This is a genomic window from Aeromonas popoffii (assembly GCF_000820025.1).
In the GTDB taxonomy this organism is placed as follows: Bacteria; Pseudomonadota; Gammaproteobacteria; order Enterobacterales; family Aeromonadaceae; genus Aeromonas; species Aeromonas popoffii.
This window is the reverse complement of record NZ_CDBI01000014.1, coordinates 14,334-32,157: the sequence shown is the minus strand read 5'-3', so window position 1 is coordinate 32,157 and position 17,824 is coordinate 14,334. Positions and strand designations below refer to the sequence as shown.

At 59.7% G+C, this 17,824-nt stretch carries 15 protein-coding genes; 12 read left to right on the top strand and 3 right to left on the bottom strand.

From position 1 onward, the window contains the following. The first annotated feature begins 51 nt into the window (after positions 1-51). The 11 genes from BN1129_RS02420 to BN1129_RS02370 all read left to right on the top strand — a co-directional run bounded on the left by BN1129_RS02420 (position 52) and on the right by BN1129_RS02370 (position 11,882). Positions 52-450 (top strand): hypothetical protein, encoded by a 399-nt coding sequence (locus BN1129_RS02420; protein ID WP_042034265.1) that lies wholly within the window; start codon positions 52-54, stop codon positions 448-450. Between the two features lie 403 nt (positions 451-853). Further along, positions 854-2,986, top strand: a complete 2,133-nt coding sequence (locus BN1129_RS02415; RefSeq protein ID WP_042034264.1) for a sigma 54-interacting transcriptional regulator — start codon at positions 854-856, stop codon at positions 2,984-2,986. Beyond that, positions 2,983-3,834: a formate dehydrogenase accessory sulfurtransferase FdhD gene (fdhD, locus tag BN1129_RS02410; RefSeq protein WP_042034262.1), complete on the top strand. Its 852-nt coding sequence runs from the start codon at positions 2,983-2,985 to the stop codon at positions 3,832-3,834. The genes BN1129_RS02415 and fdhD overlap by 4 nt, the downstream gene beginning before the upstream one ends. A gap of 195 nt (positions 3,835-4,029) precedes the next feature. Beyond that, on the top strand, positions 4,030-4,632 hold the full coding sequence (gene recR, locus BN1129_RS02405; RefSeq protein WP_042034260.1) for a recombination mediator RecR: 603 nt from the start codon (positions 4,030-4,032) through the stop codon (positions 4,630-4,632). A 195-nt stretch (positions 4,633-4,827) separates the two neighbouring features. Continuing rightward, positions 4,828-6,741, top strand: coding sequence for a molecular chaperone HtpG (gene htpG / locus BN1129_RS02400; RefSeq protein WP_042034259.1), 1,914 nt, complete (start codon positions 4,828-4,830; stop codon positions 6,739-6,741). Between the two features lie 256 nt (positions 6,742-6,997). Next, entirely contained in the window at positions 6,998-7,642 is a 645-nt protein-coding gene (gene adk / locus BN1129_RS02395; RefSeq protein ID WP_042034257.1) for an adenylate kinase, read from the top strand. Positions 7,643-7,742: 100 nt separating this feature from the next. Next, positions 7,743-8,717: a ferrochelatase gene (hemH, locus tag BN1129_RS02390; RefSeq protein WP_042034256.1), complete on the top strand. Its 975-nt coding sequence runs from the start codon at positions 7,743-7,745 to the stop codon at positions 8,715-8,717. A 73-nt stretch (positions 8,718-8,790) separates the two neighbouring features. Next, a complete protein-coding gene (locus tag BN1129_RS02385; protein WP_042034254.1) occupies positions 8,791-9,183 on the top strand; it encodes an MAPEG family protein in 393 nt (130 codons plus the stop codon). A 185-nt stretch (positions 9,184-9,368) separates the two neighbouring features. Next, positions 9,369-10,673, top strand: a complete 1,305-nt coding sequence (locus BN1129_RS02380) for an inosine/guanosine kinase (RefSeq protein ID WP_042034252.1) — start codon at positions 9,369-9,371, stop codon at positions 10,671-10,673. A 182-nt stretch (positions 10,674-10,855) separates the two neighbouring features. Next, positions 10,856-11,218: a DUF2750 domain-containing protein gene (locus BN1129_RS02375; protein ID WP_042034251.1), complete on the top strand. Its 363-nt coding sequence runs from the start codon at positions 10,856-10,858 to the stop codon at positions 11,216-11,218. Between the two features lie 169 nt (positions 11,219-11,387). Continuing rightward, a complete protein-coding gene (locus BN1129_RS02370; protein WP_042034250.1) occupies positions 11,388-11,882 on the top strand; it encodes a hypothetical protein in 495 nt (164 codons plus the stop codon). Here the strand turns inward: BN1129_RS02370 and BN1129_RS02365 are convergent. After that, entirely contained in the window at positions 11,845-13,485 is a 1,641-nt protein-coding gene (locus tag BN1129_RS02365; RefSeq protein WP_042034248.1) for an EAL domain-containing protein, read from the bottom strand. The two genes, BN1129_RS02370 and BN1129_RS02365, sit on opposite strands and share 38 nt — an antisense overlap. A 188-nt stretch (positions 13,486-13,673) precedes the next feature. On the opposite strand from BN1129_RS02365, the gene glgC reads away from it, so the two are divergent. Further along, entirely contained in the window at positions 13,674-14,948 is a 1,275-nt protein-coding gene (glgC, locus tag BN1129_RS02360) for a glucose-1-phosphate adenylyltransferase (protein ID WP_042034247.1), read from the top strand. 96 nt (positions 14,949-15,044) lie between these two features. On the opposite strand, the gene BN1129_RS02355 is transcribed toward glgC, so the two are convergent. Together BN1129_RS02355 and BN1129_RS02350 are read right to left on the bottom strand one after the other, a co-directional pair. Continuing rightward, entirely contained in the window at positions 15,045-17,042 is a 1,998-nt protein-coding gene (locus tag BN1129_RS02355; protein ID WP_042034246.1) for a hypothetical protein, read from the bottom strand. Between the two features lie 145 nt (positions 17,043-17,187). Continuing rightward, positions 17,188-17,739 carry a lipoprotein gene (locus tag BN1129_RS02350; RefSeq protein ID WP_042034245.1) on the bottom strand — a complete coding sequence of 184 codons (552 nt, stop codon included), beginning with the start codon at positions 17,737-17,739 and terminating at the stop codon, positions 17,188-17,190. Positions 17,740-17,824: the final 85 nt, after the last annotated feature.

Sequence of the window (17,824 nt, the reverse complement as noted above, 5' to 3'; positions counted from 1 at the left end):
ATGGTTGAGTCGGGTCCCCTTTTATTGCCACCATTTGATGGGAATTGAATGATGCACAGCGAAATTAGCCGATTATTCGGACTTTTCTATATTGGCACCTATCTGGCGGCGATATTGATTGGCATGGGCTGCTATATGTGGCACGACGAGATGATATTTCTGCTCGGCTTCGGTTTCTTCGGCTGTTTTATGGCGGCACGGCTCGCCATGGGCAGCGTATTGGCCGCCCTGAGTGTGCCGGTGGCCTGGCTCATCGCCTTTGTCTCCACCACCCTGATCAACTGCCTGCTATTGGGGGCGGTCACCCTGCTGGTTTACCTCACTCACCAGAGCGTCACCGCCGAGCTTGCCGACAACGCCAGCTGGCTGCTGATGGCCTTCCAGAGCCTGTCGGCCCTCTTTATCTTCGGCGGGTTGAAGTGCTGCCACAGTCGGCTTATCAGCTCGTGACTCGCCACCAACGAGGGCCGGGATCCGGCTGCAGGGGCCGCGATGGGTAGATCTGACAGTTGACGACAGCCGTTTTATCGGCCGCCATAATGCGGATCAAGGTTTGGTGTCATCACTGGCTAAATATGGCCATCAGATATATTAAATCGGATTGTAATGAAATTAGTGCTCATCTATGATAAGTCGCCGTTCCAATATATCCCCCGATAGCAATGTTATTTTTTGTTGTCGTTCGTTAATAACCGCTCTGGAATGGCAACATGCGACACGTTTCGTCACCGCTTTTCTTATTGGCAGCCCTCTTGATGGGCTGCGGCTATTTATGTTGGTGACGTGATCTGGTCGTGATGCGATGGCATGGACAGCCTGACGGGTGACTAAATCGATATAACGCGAGGCCGCAATGCTAAATGTGAGTGCCATCCCCCTGGACGAGATCTCTCCCATCTGGGACGACGGTTTCCTCCTGCTCTCCAAATCCCTCCTGTCGGCCGTGACGCTCGATGATTTTATCCACAAACTCAACAAGATAGATGCAAGCTTTGGCGGCGTGACCCGGGTCAACCTGATCCTCAACATGGGTGCGGGTGAGGAGGCCATCTTCTACTTCATGGGACATTCCGGCCCAAAGCACCTTGTCTGCCCCAAGGCAGAACTGCACTTTCCCCCTTGTCCCACCCGAGAAGCTCAGGAGCAGGCCATCATGCTTGCGGCCGCCCACTTTGAGAATCGCAGCCCCTCCCTTGAGGCAGAAGGCATTTATGCCGGGCTGCGCTCCTACTGCCAGCTCCCCATCACCACCGCCCGCAGCCATCTTGGTGGGGTCGAGTTTATCAACACCCGGCTCGACAATTTCACCATGGAGACGTTGGCCAAGCTGACCCAGCTGGCGGCCATCGTCGCCATTGCGCTCGAAAACGTGCTCGACAAGGAGCGCACCCTGGAGCAGGCCAACTCCCTGCGCCTTGAGCGCGACAGCTGCAAGATCCTGGTGGATGTCACCAATGCGGTGATTAAATTAGTGCGCATCGCCGAGTTGCCCAAGAGCCTGTTTGCCATCTTGCAGCATCACTTCGCCATCAGCAGCCTGTGTCTGGCGGAGTACAACGCTACCTCCGACAGTTTCAAGAGCTATCTGGTCAATCAGCAGGCGTGCGATCAGCCCGGTATCATCAACCACTCCTGTTTCGAGAAGCGCTGTTTGCAGGGGGCGCTTGGCCACAGCGAACCCTTTTTCATCTATCGGGATCAGGGCCACGGCTGTGATGCGAGTTGCCGCTTCACCTCCCAGATATTGCCGACCGATGCGGACAGCTCCTGCATTCTGCCGCTGCGCTATCGGGGTAATCTGCTGGGGGTCTTGATCCTCTCCCACCCGAATGCGGACTTTTTTGCCGACATCGATATCTCCCTGCTGGAGCAGGTGGCGGCCCGCACGGCGATTGCCATGAACAACGTGCAGGCGCAGCAGGAGATCTCCAACACCAACGGTGCCAGGGAGAAGACGATCCGGGTGGCGGAGATCGAGCCCAACGCCGATTTCTCCAGCATCATCTATCAAAGCGCCGCCATGGCGAGCGTGTTGGAGAAGGTGAAACTGGTGGCTCAGAGCGACTGCTCCGTGCTGATCCTGGGGGAAACCGGCACCGGCAAGGAGCTGATTGCCCAGGCCATTCATCGGCTGAGTGCTCGCCACGAGCAGGAGATGGTGAAGGTGAACTGCGCCGCCATTCCCACCGGGCTTATCGAGAGCGATCTGTTCGGCCACGAGAAGGGGGCCTTCACCGGCGCCTTGGCCCAGCGCATCGGTCGCTTCGAGCGGGCCCACAAGGGCACCCTGTTTCTCGACGAGGTGGGGGACATGCCGCTGGACTTGCAGCCCAAGCTCTTGCGGGTGTTGCAGGAGCACGAGCTGGAGCGGGTCGGCAACAGCAACCCCATCGCCATCGATGTGCGGCTGGTGGCCGCCACCAACTGCGATCTGCTCTCCATGGTCAAGAACAAGCGCTTTAGAAGCGATCTCTACTACCGGCTCAACGTCTTTCCCATCGAGCTGCCGCCCCTGCGCGAGCGGCGTGAAGACATACCGCTGCTGGTCAATTTCTTTATCAAGAAGATCGCCAAGCGGATGCGCCGCAACATCACCTCGATCCCCGCAGATGCCATGAAGATGCTGGTGTCGCTCCCCTGGTACGGCAACATTCGCGAGCTGGAAAACATCATAGAGCGCGCTGTGGTGATGACCCGGGGCCATGTGCTCAATCTCTCCCCCGACGAGCTGATGCCGCTCAAGGGCTATCACAAGATAGAGACCCTGGTCTATGACGAACCCGCCTCGCCGCTGTTTGCCAACGAGGCGCCGACCGATGAGCGCGAGGCGATCATCGCCGCCCTGCGCGATTGCAACGGCATCGTCGCAGGTGACAGGGGGGCCGCTGCACGCCTTGGCATGAAACGCACCACCCTGCTGTCGAAGATGAAGCGGCTCGGTATCTCGGCCAGAGATCCCGAGATCATCGATGGGGTCGCCTCATGAGGGGGGAGACAGAGACAAGCCTGCCGGAGGAACACGCAGAGCAAAGCGAATTGGCCCGCTGCGCCATCCATCGTGAGGTGGTGCACTACCGTGCCGATACACTGACCTGCGACAGCGAGATGGAACTGCCCTCCGAGACGCCAGTGGCGCTGGTCTACAACGGCATCGCCCACAGCGTCATGATGTGCTCGGCCTCCGATCTGGAGGATTTCGCCATCGGTTTTTCCCTCTCAGAGGGGATCATCGACAGCCTGCTCGATATCCACGACATCGAACAGATTGACGGCTGTCAGGGGATTGAGCTGCACATCACCCTGGCCAATCGTTGCGTCCACCGCCTCAAAGAGAAGCGGCGCACCATGGCGGGCCGCACCGGTTGCGGCATCTGCGGCAGCGAGAGTCTGGATCAGGTGATCCGCAGCCAGCCAAGATTGCCCGACAGCCAGCGTCTGGCGGTGGGTCATATCGACAAGGTGCTGACCGCGCTGCGCCCGCTCCAGTTATTGGGCCAGCGCACCGGCGCCACCCATGCGGCGGTGCATCTGGACGGGGAGGGCAATATTCTCGCCATCCGTGAGGATGTGGGGCGCCATATTGCGCTGGACAAGCTGGTGGGGCATTTGTGCCGCAGCGGTCGGCGGGATGGCGCCATTCTGGTGACCAGCCGCGCCAGCTTCGAGATGGTGCAAAAGTGCGCCAGTGCCGGGGTGGAGATTTTGCTCGCCATCTCGGCCGCCACTGAGCTGGCGGTCGAGCGGGCCGAGCAGACCGGGCTCACCCTGGTGGGGTTTTGCCGTCCGGGCCGCGCCGAGATCTACTGCGGCCGTCAGCGTATCGGGCTGGGGTAGTGTGGTCATGGTGCCGTCTCATGCGGTGGGCGACGTCATCGGGCCGGCAGGCACAAGGCCATTGGCGGACGGGGGGCGGCTCGGGTATAGTCCTGCGCCAACAAGATTGGTTCGGCTGGGCGAAGAGCAACCCGCACCCGCAAGGGCCGCCTGCGGTTACCGCCCGCCGACACAGCGTCAAAGGATACTTAGCCCATGAAATTCAGCCCCTTGCTGGATGAGATGATGAAGGCCCTGCAAGTGTTGCCGGGGGTCGGTCCCAAGTCGGCCCAGCGCATGGCGTTTACCCTGCTCGAGCGCGAACGCAGTGGCGGTTTTCGCCTGGCCCAGCTGCTCAACCGGGCGCTGACCGAGATTGGTCACTGCAGCCATTGCCGCACCTTCACCGAAAACACGCTTTGCGAGATCTGCACCAATCCCAAGCGGGAAGAGAGCGGCCTGCTGTGCGTGGTGGAGAGCCCGGCGGACGTGGCCGCCATCGAGCACACAGGCCAGTTCTCCGGTCGTTACTTTGTGCTGATGGGACACCTGTCACCCCTCGATGGCATAGGCCCGGAAGAGCTGGGGCTGGAGATCCTGGAGCGGCGTCTGAAGGCGGAGTCCATCAGCGAGCTGATCCTGGCCACCAACCCCACCATAGAAGGGGATGCCACCGCCTGGTACATAGCCGACATGGCCCGCGCTGCTGGCGTCAAGGTGAGCCGGATTGCCCACGGCGTGCCGGTGGGGGGCGAGTTGGAGCTGGTGGATGGCACCACGCTTTCTCATTCGCTGATGGGGCGTCAACCCCTTAACTAAGTTCGCGTCAGTCACTTGTTTTTCAAACCCGCCCCGGCGGGTTTTTTGTTTGGCCGATGGGCTGCGTCTGTCAGTGCGCTGGCGCAAAAATCGCCATTCGCACCGTCAGCAGACTTGTCCCCCTTGAAATGGTGATCCCAGGCCCCATCTTGTATCAGGAATGTGTTCAACCCGAATCGCCTGAGGATAGTGTCGATGACCCAAAGCGTTCATGCCGAAACCCACGGGTTTCAGACTGAAGTCAAACAACTGCTGAGCCTGATGGCCCACAGCCTCTACTCCAACAAAGAAGTGTTCCTGCGCGAGCTGATTTCCAACGCCTCCGATGCGGCGGACAAGCTGCGCTTCAAGGCGCTTTCCGATGCCTCTTTGTTTGAAAACGACGGCCAGTTGCGCGTTCGCCTGGTGGTTGATAAAGAGAATCGGACCCTGACCATCTCCGATAACGGCATAGGTATGAGCCGGGATCAGGTGATTGAGCATCTGGGTACCATCGCCAAGTCTGGCACCGCTGACTTTTTCAAAAACTTGTCCGGTGATCAGGGCAAGGATTCCCAGTTGATTGGTCAGTTCGGGGTCGGTTTCTACTCCGCCTTCATCGTGGCCGACAAGGTAACCGTGGTGTCCCGCGCCGCCGGTACCGAGCCTGAGCAAGGCGTGCAGTGGGAATCGGAAGGGGAAGGCTCCTTCACCGTGGCCGATGTGACCAAAGCCGGTCGTGGTACCGACGTCATCTTGCACCTGCGAGCAGAAGAGAGTGAGTTCCTCGACGACTGGCGTCTGCGCGCCGTGGTCGCCAAGTATTCCGACCACATCAGCGTGCCGGTGGAGATGTACAAAGAGGGCACCCCGGACCGTGAAGAGGATGGCGAAACCATCGTCGGCACGCCGGGCGAGTGGGAGCAGGTCAACCGTGCCACTGCCCTGTGGACGCGCAGCCCGAAAGAGATCAAGGACGAGGAGTATCAGGAGTTCTACAAGCACGTCGCCCACGATTTTGAAGATCCGCTGCTCTGGGGTCACAACCGGGTGGAAGGGGCGCAGGAGTACACCAGCCTGCTCTACGTGCCGGCCCGTGCCCCCTTCGATCTCTACAACCGGGATCAGAAGCACGGCCTGAAGCTGTACGTGCAGCGCGTCTTCATCATGGACGACGCCGAGCAGTTTATGCCGGCTTACCTGCGCTTCGTCAAAGGGGTGCTGGACTCCAACGATCTGCCGCTCAACGTCAGCCGTGAAATTCTGCAAGACAACAAGGTGACTGTCTCCCTGCGCAAGGCCTGCTCCAAGCGGGTGCTGACCATGCTGGCCAAGCTGGCCAAGGATGACAGCGAGAAGTACGCCAAGTTCTGGAGCGAGTTCGGCAACGTGCTCAAAGAGGGCCCGGCCGAGGATCACGCCAACCGCGAAGAGATCGCCAAACTGCTGCGCTTTGCCAGCACGGCGGGCGAGGGCGAAGCCCAGACCGTCTCTCTCGAGGATTACGTGGGCCGCATGAAGGAAGGCCAGCAGAAGATTTACTACATCACTGCTGACTCCTACGCTGCCGCCAAGAACAGCCCGCACCTCGAGATCTTCCGCAAGAAGGGCGTCGAAGTGCTGCTGATGTGGGAGCGCGTCGACGAGTGGCTGATGAGCCACCTGACCGAGTTCGATGGCAAGCAGCTGGTCTCCGTCACCCGTGGCGAGCTGGATCTCGGCGAGCTGGAGGACGAGGCATCCAAGCAGGCGCAAGAAGAGGCCGAGAAGGCCAACGCCGGTCTGGTAGCGCGCGTCAAGCAGAGCCTGGCCGATGCGGTGAAAGAGGTGCGTGTCACCCACCGTCTGACCGATTCACCCTCCTGCATCGTCACCGACGATCACGGCATGAGCACCCAGATGATCAAGCTGATGCGCGCAGCCGGCCAGCCGGTACCTGAGCAGAAGTACATTCTGGAGCTCAACCCCGACCATGCGCTGGTGAAGAAGCTCGACACCATCGAAGACGAGGCGCTGTTCGGCGAGTGGGTTACCCTGCTGCACGAACAGGCCCAGCTGGCAGAGCAGGGCGGTCTGAATGATCCGGCGAGCTTCGTCTCCCGTATCAACCGTCTGTTACTCCTGGCATGATGTTTCGGCCCACTGCATGCAGTGGGCCTTTTTTATATGGCGCTTGCCTGACAAGGGGCAAGCGCCTCTCCTTGTTATGGAGGGCGCTGCATTTTCACTCATTTTTTCAGGGTAGCGCTGCGGCTCGAGTCGCCTCGCCGCTTTGGTAACATGGTGAAAAATAAGCCACTCACACGGGGCAAGCTTGTGAAAATGAGCGAAACCGTGTAGTTTTTTGCCTTCTCAAGAATTGAATAACCAAGCAATAGGAGCGTGTATGCGCATTGTTCTGTTGGGGGCTCCGGGTGCCGGTAAAGGTACTCAGGCTCAGTTCATCATGGAAAAACACGGTATTCCGCAGATCTCCACCGGCGACATGCTGCGTGCGGCGATCAAGGCGGGCACCGAGCTGGGCCTCAAGGCCAAAGCCGTGATGGACGCAGGTCAGCTCGTCTCTGACGACATCATCATCGGCCTGGTCAAAGAGCGTATCGCCCAACCGGATTGCGCCAACGGCTTCCTGCTGGATGGTTTCCCGCGCACTATTCCCCAGGCGCAAGCCATGAAGGATGCCGGTGTCGTGGTCGACTTCGTGCTGGAGTTCGACGTGCCGGACGAAGAGATCGTCAAGCGCATGAGCGGTCGTCGCGTCCACTCCGGCTCGGGCCGTACCTACCACGTGGTGTTCAACCCGCCGAAAGTGGAAGGCAAGGATGACGTGACCGGTGAGGATCTGGTGATCCGTGCCGACGACGAAGAGACCACAGTGCGCAAGCGTCTGGATGTCTACCATCAGCAGACCGCGCCGCTCATCGGTTTCTACGGTAAAGAGGCGGACGCGGGCAACACCCGTTACGTCAAGATCGACGGCACTCAGCCGGTGGATCTGGTCAGCAAGCAGCTGGCGACCATACTGGGCTAAGCCCGCCATGGCTCGTGCCGATGGCAATGGGCAATGTGCTTGAGACAAGGGCCCGGCATGGGCCCTTTCTTGCATTCAGACAGGAAGACAGGACGCTAACGTGACCACGAAAACCGGGATCTTGCTGGTCAATCTGGGGACCCCAGCCGCGCCAACCACGGCCGCCGTCAAGGCCTTTCTCAGCCAGTTTCTGCACGACCCGCGGGTGGTCGACCTGCCTCGCTACCTCTGGTGCCCGCTGCTCCACTTTATCATTTTGCCGACGCGCTCCCCCAGGGTGGCCAAGCTTTATCAGCAGGTGTGGACAGAGCAGGGCTCGCCGTTGATGGTGATAAGCAAGCAGCAGCGCGCGGCGCTGGAGCAGGAGCTCAAGCGGGAAGGGGTCGAGGTGCCGGTGGAGCTGGCCATGACCTATGGCTCGCCCTCCATCAACGATGGCTGGCAGGCGCTCAAGGCCAAGGGGGTCAACCGGGTTATCCTGCTGCCGCTCTATCCGCAATATTCGGTCAGCACCACGGCCCCGGTGTTCGATGCCTGGGCCAAAGCGATGAAGAAAGAGCGCAACCTGCCGGTGGTACGGCTCATTCGTGATTACCATGCCCACCCCGAATACATTCAGGCGCTGGCCATGAGCGTGCGCCGCCATTGGGAGCTGCACGGGCAGGGAGATCACCTGCTGATGTCGTTCCACGGTATTCCGGAGCGTTACGAGAACGAAGGCGACCCCTATGGTCACCAGTGTCGCCACACTGCTTCTCTGCTGGCCGAGGCGCTCGGGCTCGAGGCCGGCCAGTGGACCGCCACTTTCCAGTCCCGTTTTGGCAAGGAGGAGTGGCTCAAGCCCTACACGGACCTGACCATCGCCGGCTTGCCGGCGACCGGTATCAAGCGGCTCGATGTGGTTTGCCCGGCCTTTTCTGCCGACTGCCTTGAAACCCTGGAAGAGATCGAGGTGCAGAACCGGGAGATCTTCATGGCCGCCGGTGGCGAGCAGTTTGAATACATACCGGCTCTCAACAGCGATCAGGCCCACATTCGCATGATGGTGTCCCTCATCTGCCGCGAGCTGGCATGATGAGCACCTTGCCCGCAGCGCGAGCCGACCAGGTTTTTTCCGCGTTCAAGATCCAAGGATAAGGAGTGCCATGATGATGCATATCACGCTGATTTACGCGGGCCTGCTGGGGCTGTTGTTCCTGCTGCTCTCCTTCTGGGTGGTCAAGCGCCGTGCCCAGTTCAAGGTGATGATAGGGGAAGGGGAGGCGCCCGAGATGCGCTCTGCGATCCGCGCCCACGGCAATTTCGCCGAGTACGTGCCGCTGACCCTGCTGCTGATGGCCCTGTGTGAACTGGCGGGGGTCGGTGCGCTCTGGTTGCATCTTGGCGGTCTCTGCCTGCTGGTAGGGCGCATACTGCATGCCATCGGTATCCAGATCCCCAGGGCCCCCAATATGCCACGGCTGTTTGGTACCCTGCTGTTCTGGCTGGCGCTGGGACTCTTCTCCGTGCTGGCCCTGGTGCAGGGGCTCTCGTTCGGCTGATCTCCTGGTCTTTGCTGACTGAAAAACCACTTCACGGTGAAGTGGTTTTTTGATGGGAATGGGATAAACGTTTTCCTCTGCAGCCCTTGTCTATACTGACGCCCTATTTTAATCAGGCGACTTTTCGGCGCGGCGGATTGTGTTAAAATCCCGCCCCTCTTTCCCCCAGAGCACAGAACATTGCCATGAAATTTCCCGGTCAGCGCAAGTCCAAACACTACTTCCCGGTCGACAGGCGTGATCCCCTGATCCCGCAAAATCCCCTGCTTACCGAACTTGGCAAAGCCTATGTGGTGGGAATCGATCAGACCCTGGTGGACATCGAAGCCCATGTGGATGAGGACTTCCTGAACCGTTATGGTCTGAGCAAAGGCCACTCGGTGGTGATCAGTGACGATGTGGCCGAACGGGTCTACGAAGAGCTCAAGGCCAACAACATGGTGGTGAGCGAGTTTGCCGGTGGCACCATAGGCAACACCATGCACAACTACTCTGTGCTGGCGGATTCCCACTCCATCCTGCTTGGCGTCATGAGCCAGGATATCCGCATCGGCAGCTACGCCTACCGCTATCTGTGCAACACCTCTTCCCGCGTCAACCTCGATTACCTGCAGCCGGTGGATGGCCCGGTCGGTCGCTGCTTCACCTTCATCACCGAGTGCGGTGAGCGCAGCTTTGGCATCAACGCCGGCAAGATGGATCACCTCGATGTGGCGCACATTCCCGAAGCCGTCATCAAGGAGTCCTCCGCCCTGGTGATCACCGCCTATCTGGTGCGCGGTGAAGATGGCACTCCCATGAAGGAGGCCGCCATGGCTGCCGTGCGCTACGCCCGCGAGGCTGGCGTGCCCGTGGTGCTGACGCTGGGCACCCGCTTCGTCATTGCCGAGAATCCCCAGTGGTGGCGCGATTTCATCGCCGAGAACGTGACTGTGCTGGCGATGAATGAAGATGAGGCCGAGGCCCTGACCGGCATTGCCGATCCCCTCGGCGCCGCTGACAAGGCGCTGGACTGGGCCGACATGGTGCTCTGCACTGCCGGTCCCATCGGCCTTTACATGGCGAGCTACACGGAGGAAGACTACAAGCGCGAGACCACTCATACCCTGCTGCCCGGTGTCATCCCCGAGTTCAACATGTATGAGTTCAGTCGTCCCATGGCCCGTGCCAAGTGCCGCAAGCCTGCCCGCATCTACTCCCACATCTCCCCTTACATGGGGGGCCCGGAGAAGATCAAGAACACCAACGGGGCAGGGGATGGCGCGCTTTCTGCCGTGCTGCACGACATGGTGGCCAACGCCTATCACCGCATGAATGTGCCGAACTCCGCCAAGCACATGTCCGAGTTTCTGACCTACTCCTCCCTGGCCCAGGTGTGCAAGTACGCCAACCGGGTCAGCTATGAGGTGCTGGCCCAGAGCAGCCCGCGCCTCTCTCGTGGTCTGCCCGAGAAGGAAGACAGCCTGGAAGAGGTTTACTGGGAGCGTTGATCCCGGCCATGGCAAACGCCTCCTTCGGGAGGCGTTTTATCAGGTAAAACACGGCATCGGGCAGTTTTTTGTGCGAATAATCCCAAGATGCTTGAGTCCATGTCACTTTTGCGACACCATTTGGCCACCGCATTGCCACTCGGCACTGCCGTGGCCGCAGCACCCGATAAAGAGAGAGCCCCATGAGTAAGTTAACTGACAATCTTGACGCCAATTTCCAACTGTTCATCGAAGAAGTCCGCGAGTCGGGTCAGGTGTGGGGCTTGCGTTACGGTGAAGACTGGGTCGTCTGCCGCTCTGCCGAATTTGAAGATGCCGATGTGATGCCGCTCTGGTCGGCCGAGGTCGATGCCCGCCTGCATTGTGTGGACGAGTGGGCCGACTACGAGCCGGAAGTGATCGAACTGGAAGAGTTCCTCGACATCTGGATCAACGATCTGGACGAGGACGATGTGCTGATCGGCCCGAACTGGAATGCCGATCTGGAAGGCCAGGAGCTCGAACCCATAGAATTGGCCAAGGCACTGGTCGAACTGGACGCCTGAACCGTTCTGCATTGATGGCCACGGCCATCGGATGCCTGAAGAACCGATATCCGCGAGGATGTCGGTTTTTTTATGGCCCGCGTACAGAATGCTGAATGAAAAGGCGATTTGGCTTTGCACCTGTAGGGGGTATGGTCCATCATCAACCTTTTGCCGAGCGGGAGGAGCCATGTTTGTATTCGACGTAACCGGCATCGCAGGGGAGCGCGCCGAGATCCGGGTTCAGGCGCTGGACTGGGGGCAGAGCGGCCCCGTCACCTTCAGCTGTGATGACGATCAACTGGCCGTGCTGCTGTTAACCGGGTGCCGCTGCGATGCAGTGGGTTTCTTCAATCTGCTGGCGGGCTGCAAGCCGCTTTATCTCGAACAGTGGCTCTCCTATTTGCAAGAGACTGGCCGCATCGCCAAACAGGGCAGCCAGCTGGAGAGCCCTGCCCAGAGCGATTACCTCGCCAGGGCCGGCTTCGAGCACGAAGAGCTCAATGGCCTGCTGGGCCAGATCTATCAGGTGGCGGGGTTCAACCGCCTGCAGATCAACCGTTACCTCAAGAATCGCCACAATCCCACCACCCTGGCGACCCGTTACGATCAGAAGGAGCTGGAACGTTATCGCCAGCTCAATGACATCATTCTGACTCTGCTGAAGTTGAAGCGTCCTCAGTAAACAGGCCAAGGTGGCTGATATCCGGCCGCAACGGCTGGGGCTTGGCGATGAGATAACCTTGCAACCCGTCCACGTACATGCTCTGTAGCAGTTGTTTCTGGCCAAGCTGCTCCACCCCTTCCGCTATCACCTGGCAGCCCATGCGGTGTGATACATCAACGATCATCCGCACGAACTGCTGATTGGTCAGGTCCTGCTCCAGCCCTGTGAGCAGGGCAGGATCCAGCTTGATGTAGTCGGGTTTTAGCTCGCGAAACAGAGTAAACGACCCTATCCCCTTGCCGAAGTTGCAGATGGCGGAACGACTGCCGTTGCGTCTGAGCAGCTCGAACACCCGCTTGGCCCCCGTCATGTTGCGCTCCAGATGCTCCTCATCCAGCTCGAATACCAGATTGGCGCTGGTGTTGGGATCCTTGAGCAATTGCCGGTCGAGCCAGATCAGGAAGGCGCTGTTTTGCAACAGGTTGCTGGAGAGGCTGATGCCCCAGCGGCTCTGGTTGGCGCCGAATGCCCGGTACTGGCGCATGACGTGGATGATCAGCATCTGCTCCAGTCGCATCACCATGTCCAGCCGTTGAGCCATGGCAAACAGGGTGTCGGTCGGCAACACAGTGCCGTCGGCGCCGCTGAAGCGGGCATAGATCTCGTTGTAGGCCAGCATGCTGGGGTGCATGGGCTGGATGGGCTGATAGGTAAAACTGATGTGCTCCTGCTCCAGCAGATCATTGAGCACCAGCTTCCAGTGGTGCTGGCCCTGCAGTTCCACCACGTCATCGTCCTGTTGAATGGCCCAGCCGTTGACCGTTTCTGTCTGGGCGTGGGCCAGAGCCAGATCCGCCCGTGCCAGAATCGCCTCTATCTTCTGCCCGCTGCTCAGGCGTGTTAGCCCCGAGTAGGCGGCGCTCTCCAGTTCATGTTGCTGCTGATAGTGGTCGAAGGCGACTTTCAGATCCCGGCCGAGCAGGGGCGGCGGTATGTTGGCCACCGGCTGCACCAGCACGGCGAAGTCGGCTCCCGAGATGCGATAGACCTGATGACCTGGGAATCGGCCGACCACCCGGGTGATGAGATTGGCAATATCCTTGATATAGGCATCCCCCGACTGAAAGCCGCGCTGGGCATTGAGCTTGCCAAGTTCGGTGGCGCGGATCAGCACCAGGGTGGCGGTCTGGGTATCCTGATCCCGCTGCAGCAACGCCGTCATGTCGCGCCGGAACGCGTGGCGGTTTTGCAATTGGGTCAGCTCATCCTGGGTCGCCTGATGGTGTAGCTCGCTGATCTGACGGTGGGCGTCGAGCTCGGCTTCACTGAACCGGGTCAGTAGTTGTTGCAAGGCCTCCTGGGCCGCCGGGCTCTCCAGACAGGCGGGATCGCGCAGTCGCAGTGCCGTGAGCCAGACTTGTTCCTGCTGATCACGCTCGGCGTTGCGGGCGCGATAGGCCAGTATGAATAGCAGGCCAAAGCCGAGCAGGGTCGTGCCGACGATGAGGATCAGGGTGAAGGGGGTAGCCTGTACGGCGAGCCAGATACCTTGTAACAACAGCAGAGCAACACAGGTGATGGCCGTGATCAGTAACAGGTTACTCCCGAGCTTGTTCAACATCTTGTCATCCTTGATGATTCGTGTGATGTTGAAATTCTAACCAAGCTCAGGGTGTAAAGCATGGGATCCCGCTCACCTCCTGGAAAAGGGCCAATTGAAATCGGTTAATTGTGAGTGAAACCACTTTCACAGGTGCCGAAACAGGCGAAGATGGGTTGAAAATAGATCAAACAAGGCAGAGGTAAATCATGTTGTTAGAGCCCGAAAATAGTGCCAAAGCACGACAATTATTGAACCAGAGTATGGCACTGGTGCTGGCGGGTGGCCGTGGCAGTCGCCTGAAGCAGTTGACTGACAACCGCGCCAAGCCTGCCGTCCATTTCGGTGGCAAATTCCGGATCATTGATTTTGTGCTCTCCAACTGTATCAACTCGGGGATCCGCCGCGTTGGTGTGGTCACCCAATACAAGTCTCACAGCCTGCTGCGCCACCTGCAATCGGGCTGGTCCTTCCTGCGTTACCAGATGAACGAATTCATCGACCTGCTGCCTGCCCAGCAACGGGTAGATGAGGTGCACTGGTATCGCGGCACCGCCGATGCCATCTATCAGAACGTCGACATCATCCGTGACTACGGCCCCAAATACCTGGTGGTGCTGGCGGGGGATCACATCTACAAGATGGATTACGCCGCCATGCTGCTTGATCACGTGCGTCTCGGTGCCAAGGTGACAGTGGCTTGTATCGAGGTGCCACGGGCGGAGGCGTCTGCCTTCGGGGTCATGGATATCGACGAGCAGCGCAAAATCCGTGCCTTCGTCGAAAAACCGGCCAATCCACCGGCCATGCCGGGTTGCGAGGATCGCTCGCTGGCCTCTATGGGGATCTATATCTTCGAGGCGGAATACCTCTATCAACTGCTGGAGGAGGACATTCTCAATCAGGACTCCAAACACGACTTCGGGATGGATGTGATCCCCCGTATCGTGGAGGAGGGGATGGCGTTTGCTCACCCCTTCAACATGTCCTGTGTCGGGGCGCGCGAGGGTCAAAAACCCTACTGGCGTGACGTGGGTACTCTGGACTCGTTCTGGGAAGCGAACATGGATCTCGCCTCCGTTCTGCCCGAGCTCGATATCTACGATCAGAACTGGCCCATCTGGACCAGCCAGACCCTGACGCCACCGGCCAAGTTCGTGCAGGATCGTAATGGTCAGCACGGCATGACCATCAACTCCATGTTCTCTGGCGGCACCATCGTTAGCGGGTCGTTCGTGCTCAACTCGGTGCTCTTTACCAATGTGCGGGTGCACTCCTTCTGCACCCTGGATCAGGCCATCATCTTCCCCGGGGTCGAGATCGGCGCCGGTTGCCGTCTGCGCCGGGTGGTGGTGGATAAAGGTTGTGTGCTGCCCGATGGGCTGGTGGTGGGCGAGAATGCCGATGAAGATAGCCGCCGCTTCTACCGCTCCGAGCAGGGGATCGTGCTGGTGACCAAGGAGATGCTGGACAAGCTGGTTTAGCCGGGTTGTGAAAAAAGTACCTTGAAACTGTGTCAGACGCTGTCATGCAAAGGGAGCCAAATTGGCTCCCTTTTTCATGCTGGTGAATGGCGATGATTATTCGCTTACCACCGCTTTGGCGGCCATCACCATGGCGGTGCCGTGCTGGCCACCGGCAGCGGTCACTTGCGGTACGCCATCTTCGTCGGTGTCGCTGCCGGCACCTTCGATGATGTTCTCGCCGGAGTCACCAATCCACTCGGCCATCTGCATGCCGCCGTTGACGGTGCCACGGAACCAGCTGACGTACTGACTGGTCAGCTGGGCTAGTTCCAGCTCGGGCGCCTTCTCTGCCCCTTCGTTACGCAGGTTCAGCATGGCAGAGCGCAGGGCGCCGGAGATGGCAGCCTGGGTCCAGGGGGTGTATTCACCCTGTTTGCCCGCCAGCCAGGTGCCGGCCTTCTGATTGAAGTAGGCCTTGTCGGTCGCGATGAACAGCTCGCGGGCGGCCGTGCGGTACTTGGCATCGGAGGTGGCGAGGAAGGCTGCGGTCAGACCACGGATGGCCGCGAACTGCGCATCGATGGAGTGGCCAGCGTCGAGCTTGCCGCCCAGCGTGATGCCGTCATGCACCAGACCGTTTTTGCCCTTGAGATTGGCAAGGATGAAATCGGCCTGCTTGCGGATCAAGTCGAGTGCCTGTTGACCCTGTTTGGTCTTGAGGTTGAGCTCGCCATTGTCACCGGCGGCGTAACCGACCGGCAGCGCATCCTGAGCGCGCTGGAAGATCTGCAGGGCGACCAGGGCGTAAGCGGCGTCAAAGGTGGTGACGTGCTTGCCCTGTTTGCCCGCCTGCCAGTTGTCGACCAGAGTGCCGGCCTTGGCATCAAAGTGCAGGGCCGCCAGGTTCTTGAAGGTGAGGTTGGATAGATTGATCGCCAGCGAGAAGGCATCGCTGCCAGCGACTGCCTTGCCCAGATCATTGGCCTGGTTGGCAGCCGGGGCGGCGGCAAACGGCGCGCCGTCAAACACGGCGTGGAAGGCCGGGTTCTGGTTGGTGTTGGCGCTGCGTTGATCGCTGAAGGCATAGAACTCGGAGAGCGGCCACAGCATCATCCAGGCATCGCGTAGCTGGGCGGAGCCATCCACCACTTCCAGCTTGCCGATGGCGCCCACGTCATGCTTGCTGGTTTCGGTCACTTTCACCTGATGGGGGAAGTAGACGACGCCCTTGGCCGGATCGTATTGCGGGGTGATCCTGGCGCCCAGTTGCTTGCCGTCGAAGCCGAGCTGGTTCTGCATGATGGTCAGCTTGTCGATGGATTGCTCGGTCAGCATCATGCCGTTGAAACCGTCAGCGGCGGAGACGCCCAGCTTGTGCTTGCCATCCTGATCCATGGTGGCGGAAGCCGCTTCCACCTCTTCATCGGTTTCCGCCACGTGCATACCGCCGAGGAAATCCTGAGACCACATCACCTCTTTGAGCAATATGCCGCCCACGGCTGCGGGCACCAGCAGGTTGTCACTGCCGCTCCAGCGCAGGGTGGTGTAGTCGCGGAAGTAGGCCGGTATCAGTGTCCTGACGCTCTTCTCGTTGCCCTTGGCGGTCTTGATGGTGATCTGATCGCCGTTGACCGGGGTGGTGTTCACCGCTTGTGCAAACTCCGGATTGGCGGAGGCATAGGGCAGGGAGAGGGGATACATGCCCTGTGGCACTTCATCGGCCGGGAAGCCAACGGCATCGGCCATGGCCAGTACCCGTTGCCCCAGAGAGGCCATGGTGCCGCCACGGGCCAGGTTTTGCGGCCCGTTCACCAGATGAGGACCCATGCCGGATTGGTAGTTGAGGGCGTACATGGCCTCTTCGGAGTACTCGTAGGATTCGATGCCAGCGGCGAAGTCGAACGGAGTTGGCTCATTGGCGCGGTTGGCGTCCAGCACATCCAGATCCAGACCGAGGGCCTCGGCCAGCGGCTCGCCGGAGAGTTCGAATTCGGTATAGGCCAGCATGTTGGCGGCAGTATTGAATGTGTTGTCTTCTACTTTGACGGCGGCGTGTGCGGCACCGCTCAGGAGGGCGCAGGCGATCGCCTGGACCAGTACGGTTTTTCTCATGTCCCTTCTCACCATATGTTTGATTTTATTATGACGCTTCTCATGAATCTAAATGAGAATGGTGCGCATTATGTACCAAGGTGGGGGGCTTGAGAAGAAAAAGCCGCGCCCGGGGGGTGAAGAGAAGAGGGGCGCGGCTTGGGGGTCACAGCAGTTTGAAGGGGATGACCAGTCGGCCGGGCTCCACCTTGAGTGCCCCGACTTTCTCCTTGATCCTGGCTTCGTTCTTGCGACTGTCATCCAGCCGGTAGACGGGCGTCTGGGAGAGGAACAGCGAGAGCGACTGGTTGAAGGTGGGCAGCAGCGGTGTGAGGGCGGCACCCACGTCGGCTGGCTCTGTCTGGATTGAGATGAGTTCGAGGTCACGCAGGTAGATGGCACCCTGCTCGGCCACATAGTCGGGGCGAGCGCTGAGGGAGATGCGGATCTTCACCTGCTGGCTGCCAAGGGGGCTGCTGACCTGCAGATCACCGGCAGCATCAAGTTCCACCCGATCGGCGCTGGCGCGGCCGATGCGGCTGTGCATCTCATCCAGGCGGATCTTGCTCGACATGATGCCGGGGATCCCCAGCTGTTTCTCGAAGGCGACCCTCTCTTTGAGGTATTGGTTGATTTCGCCTTCGCTGACGTTGTACTGGGTGAGCGAACAGGCTGCCAGCAGCAGGCTGAGAGGGAGCAGAAGCAGGTACTTTAACATCGACAGTTCCGTGAGTTGAGGGACGTGACCAAACAGAGGGCGCCATCTTAGGGGGAAATACCCCTGGCTGCCAGTCTGAGCACGC

What these genes read in the sequence shown, in the direction of transcription:
- BN1129_RS02420 (WP_042034265.1), top strand. Translation starts at nt 52, where the DNA reads ATGCACAGCGAAATTAGCCGATTATTCGGACTTTTCTATATTGGCACC.
- BN1129_RS02415 (WP_042034264.1), top strand. Translation starts at nt 854, where the DNA reads ATGCTAAATGTGAGTGCCATCCCCCTGGACGAGATCTCTCCCATCTGG.
- fdhD (WP_042034262.1), top strand. Translation starts at nt 2,983, where the DNA reads ATGAGGGGGGAGACAGAGACAAGCCTGCCGGAGGAACACGCAGAGCAA.
- recR (WP_042034260.1), top strand. Translation starts at nt 4,030, where the DNA reads ATGAAATTCAGCCCCTTGCTGGATGAGATGATGAAGGCCCTGCAAGTG.
- htpG (WP_042034259.1), top strand. Translation starts at nt 4,828, where the DNA reads ATGACCCAAAGCGTTCATGCCGAAACCCACGGGTTTCAGACTGAAGTC.
- adk (WP_042034257.1), top strand. Translation starts at nt 6,998, where the DNA reads ATGCGCATTGTTCTGTTGGGGGCTCCGGGTGCCGGTAAAGGTACTCAG.
- BN1129_RS02385 (WP_042034254.1), top strand. Translation starts at nt 8,791, where the DNA reads ATGATGCATATCACGCTGATTTACGCGGGCCTGCTGGGGCTGTTGTTC.
- BN1129_RS02380 (WP_042034252.1), top strand. Translation starts at nt 9,369, where the DNA reads ATGAAATTTCCCGGTCAGCGCAAGTCCAAACACTACTTCCCGGTCGAC.
- BN1129_RS02375 (WP_042034251.1), top strand. Translation starts at nt 10,856, where the DNA reads ATGAGTAAGTTAACTGACAATCTTGACGCCAATTTCCAACTGTTCATC.
- BN1129_RS02370 (WP_042034250.1), top strand. Translation starts at nt 11,388, where the DNA reads ATGTTTGTATTCGACGTAACCGGCATCGCAGGGGAGCGCGCCGAGATC.
- BN1129_RS02365 (WP_042034248.1), bottom strand. Translation starts at nt 13,485, where the DNA reads ATGTTGAACAAGCTCGGGAGTAACCTGTTACTGATCACGGCCATCACC.
- glgC (WP_042034247.1), top strand. Translation starts at nt 13,674, where the DNA reads ATGTTGTTAGAGCCCGAAAATAGTGCCAAAGCACGACAATTATTGAAC.
- BN1129_RS02355 (WP_042034246.1), bottom strand. Translation starts at nt 17,042, where the DNA reads ATGAGAAAAACCGTACTGGTCCAGGCGATCGCCTGCGCCCTCCTGAGC.
- BN1129_RS02350 (WP_042034245.1), bottom strand. Translation starts at nt 17,739, where the DNA reads ATGTTAAAGTACCTGCTTCTGCTCCCTCTCAGCCTGCTGCTGGCAGCC.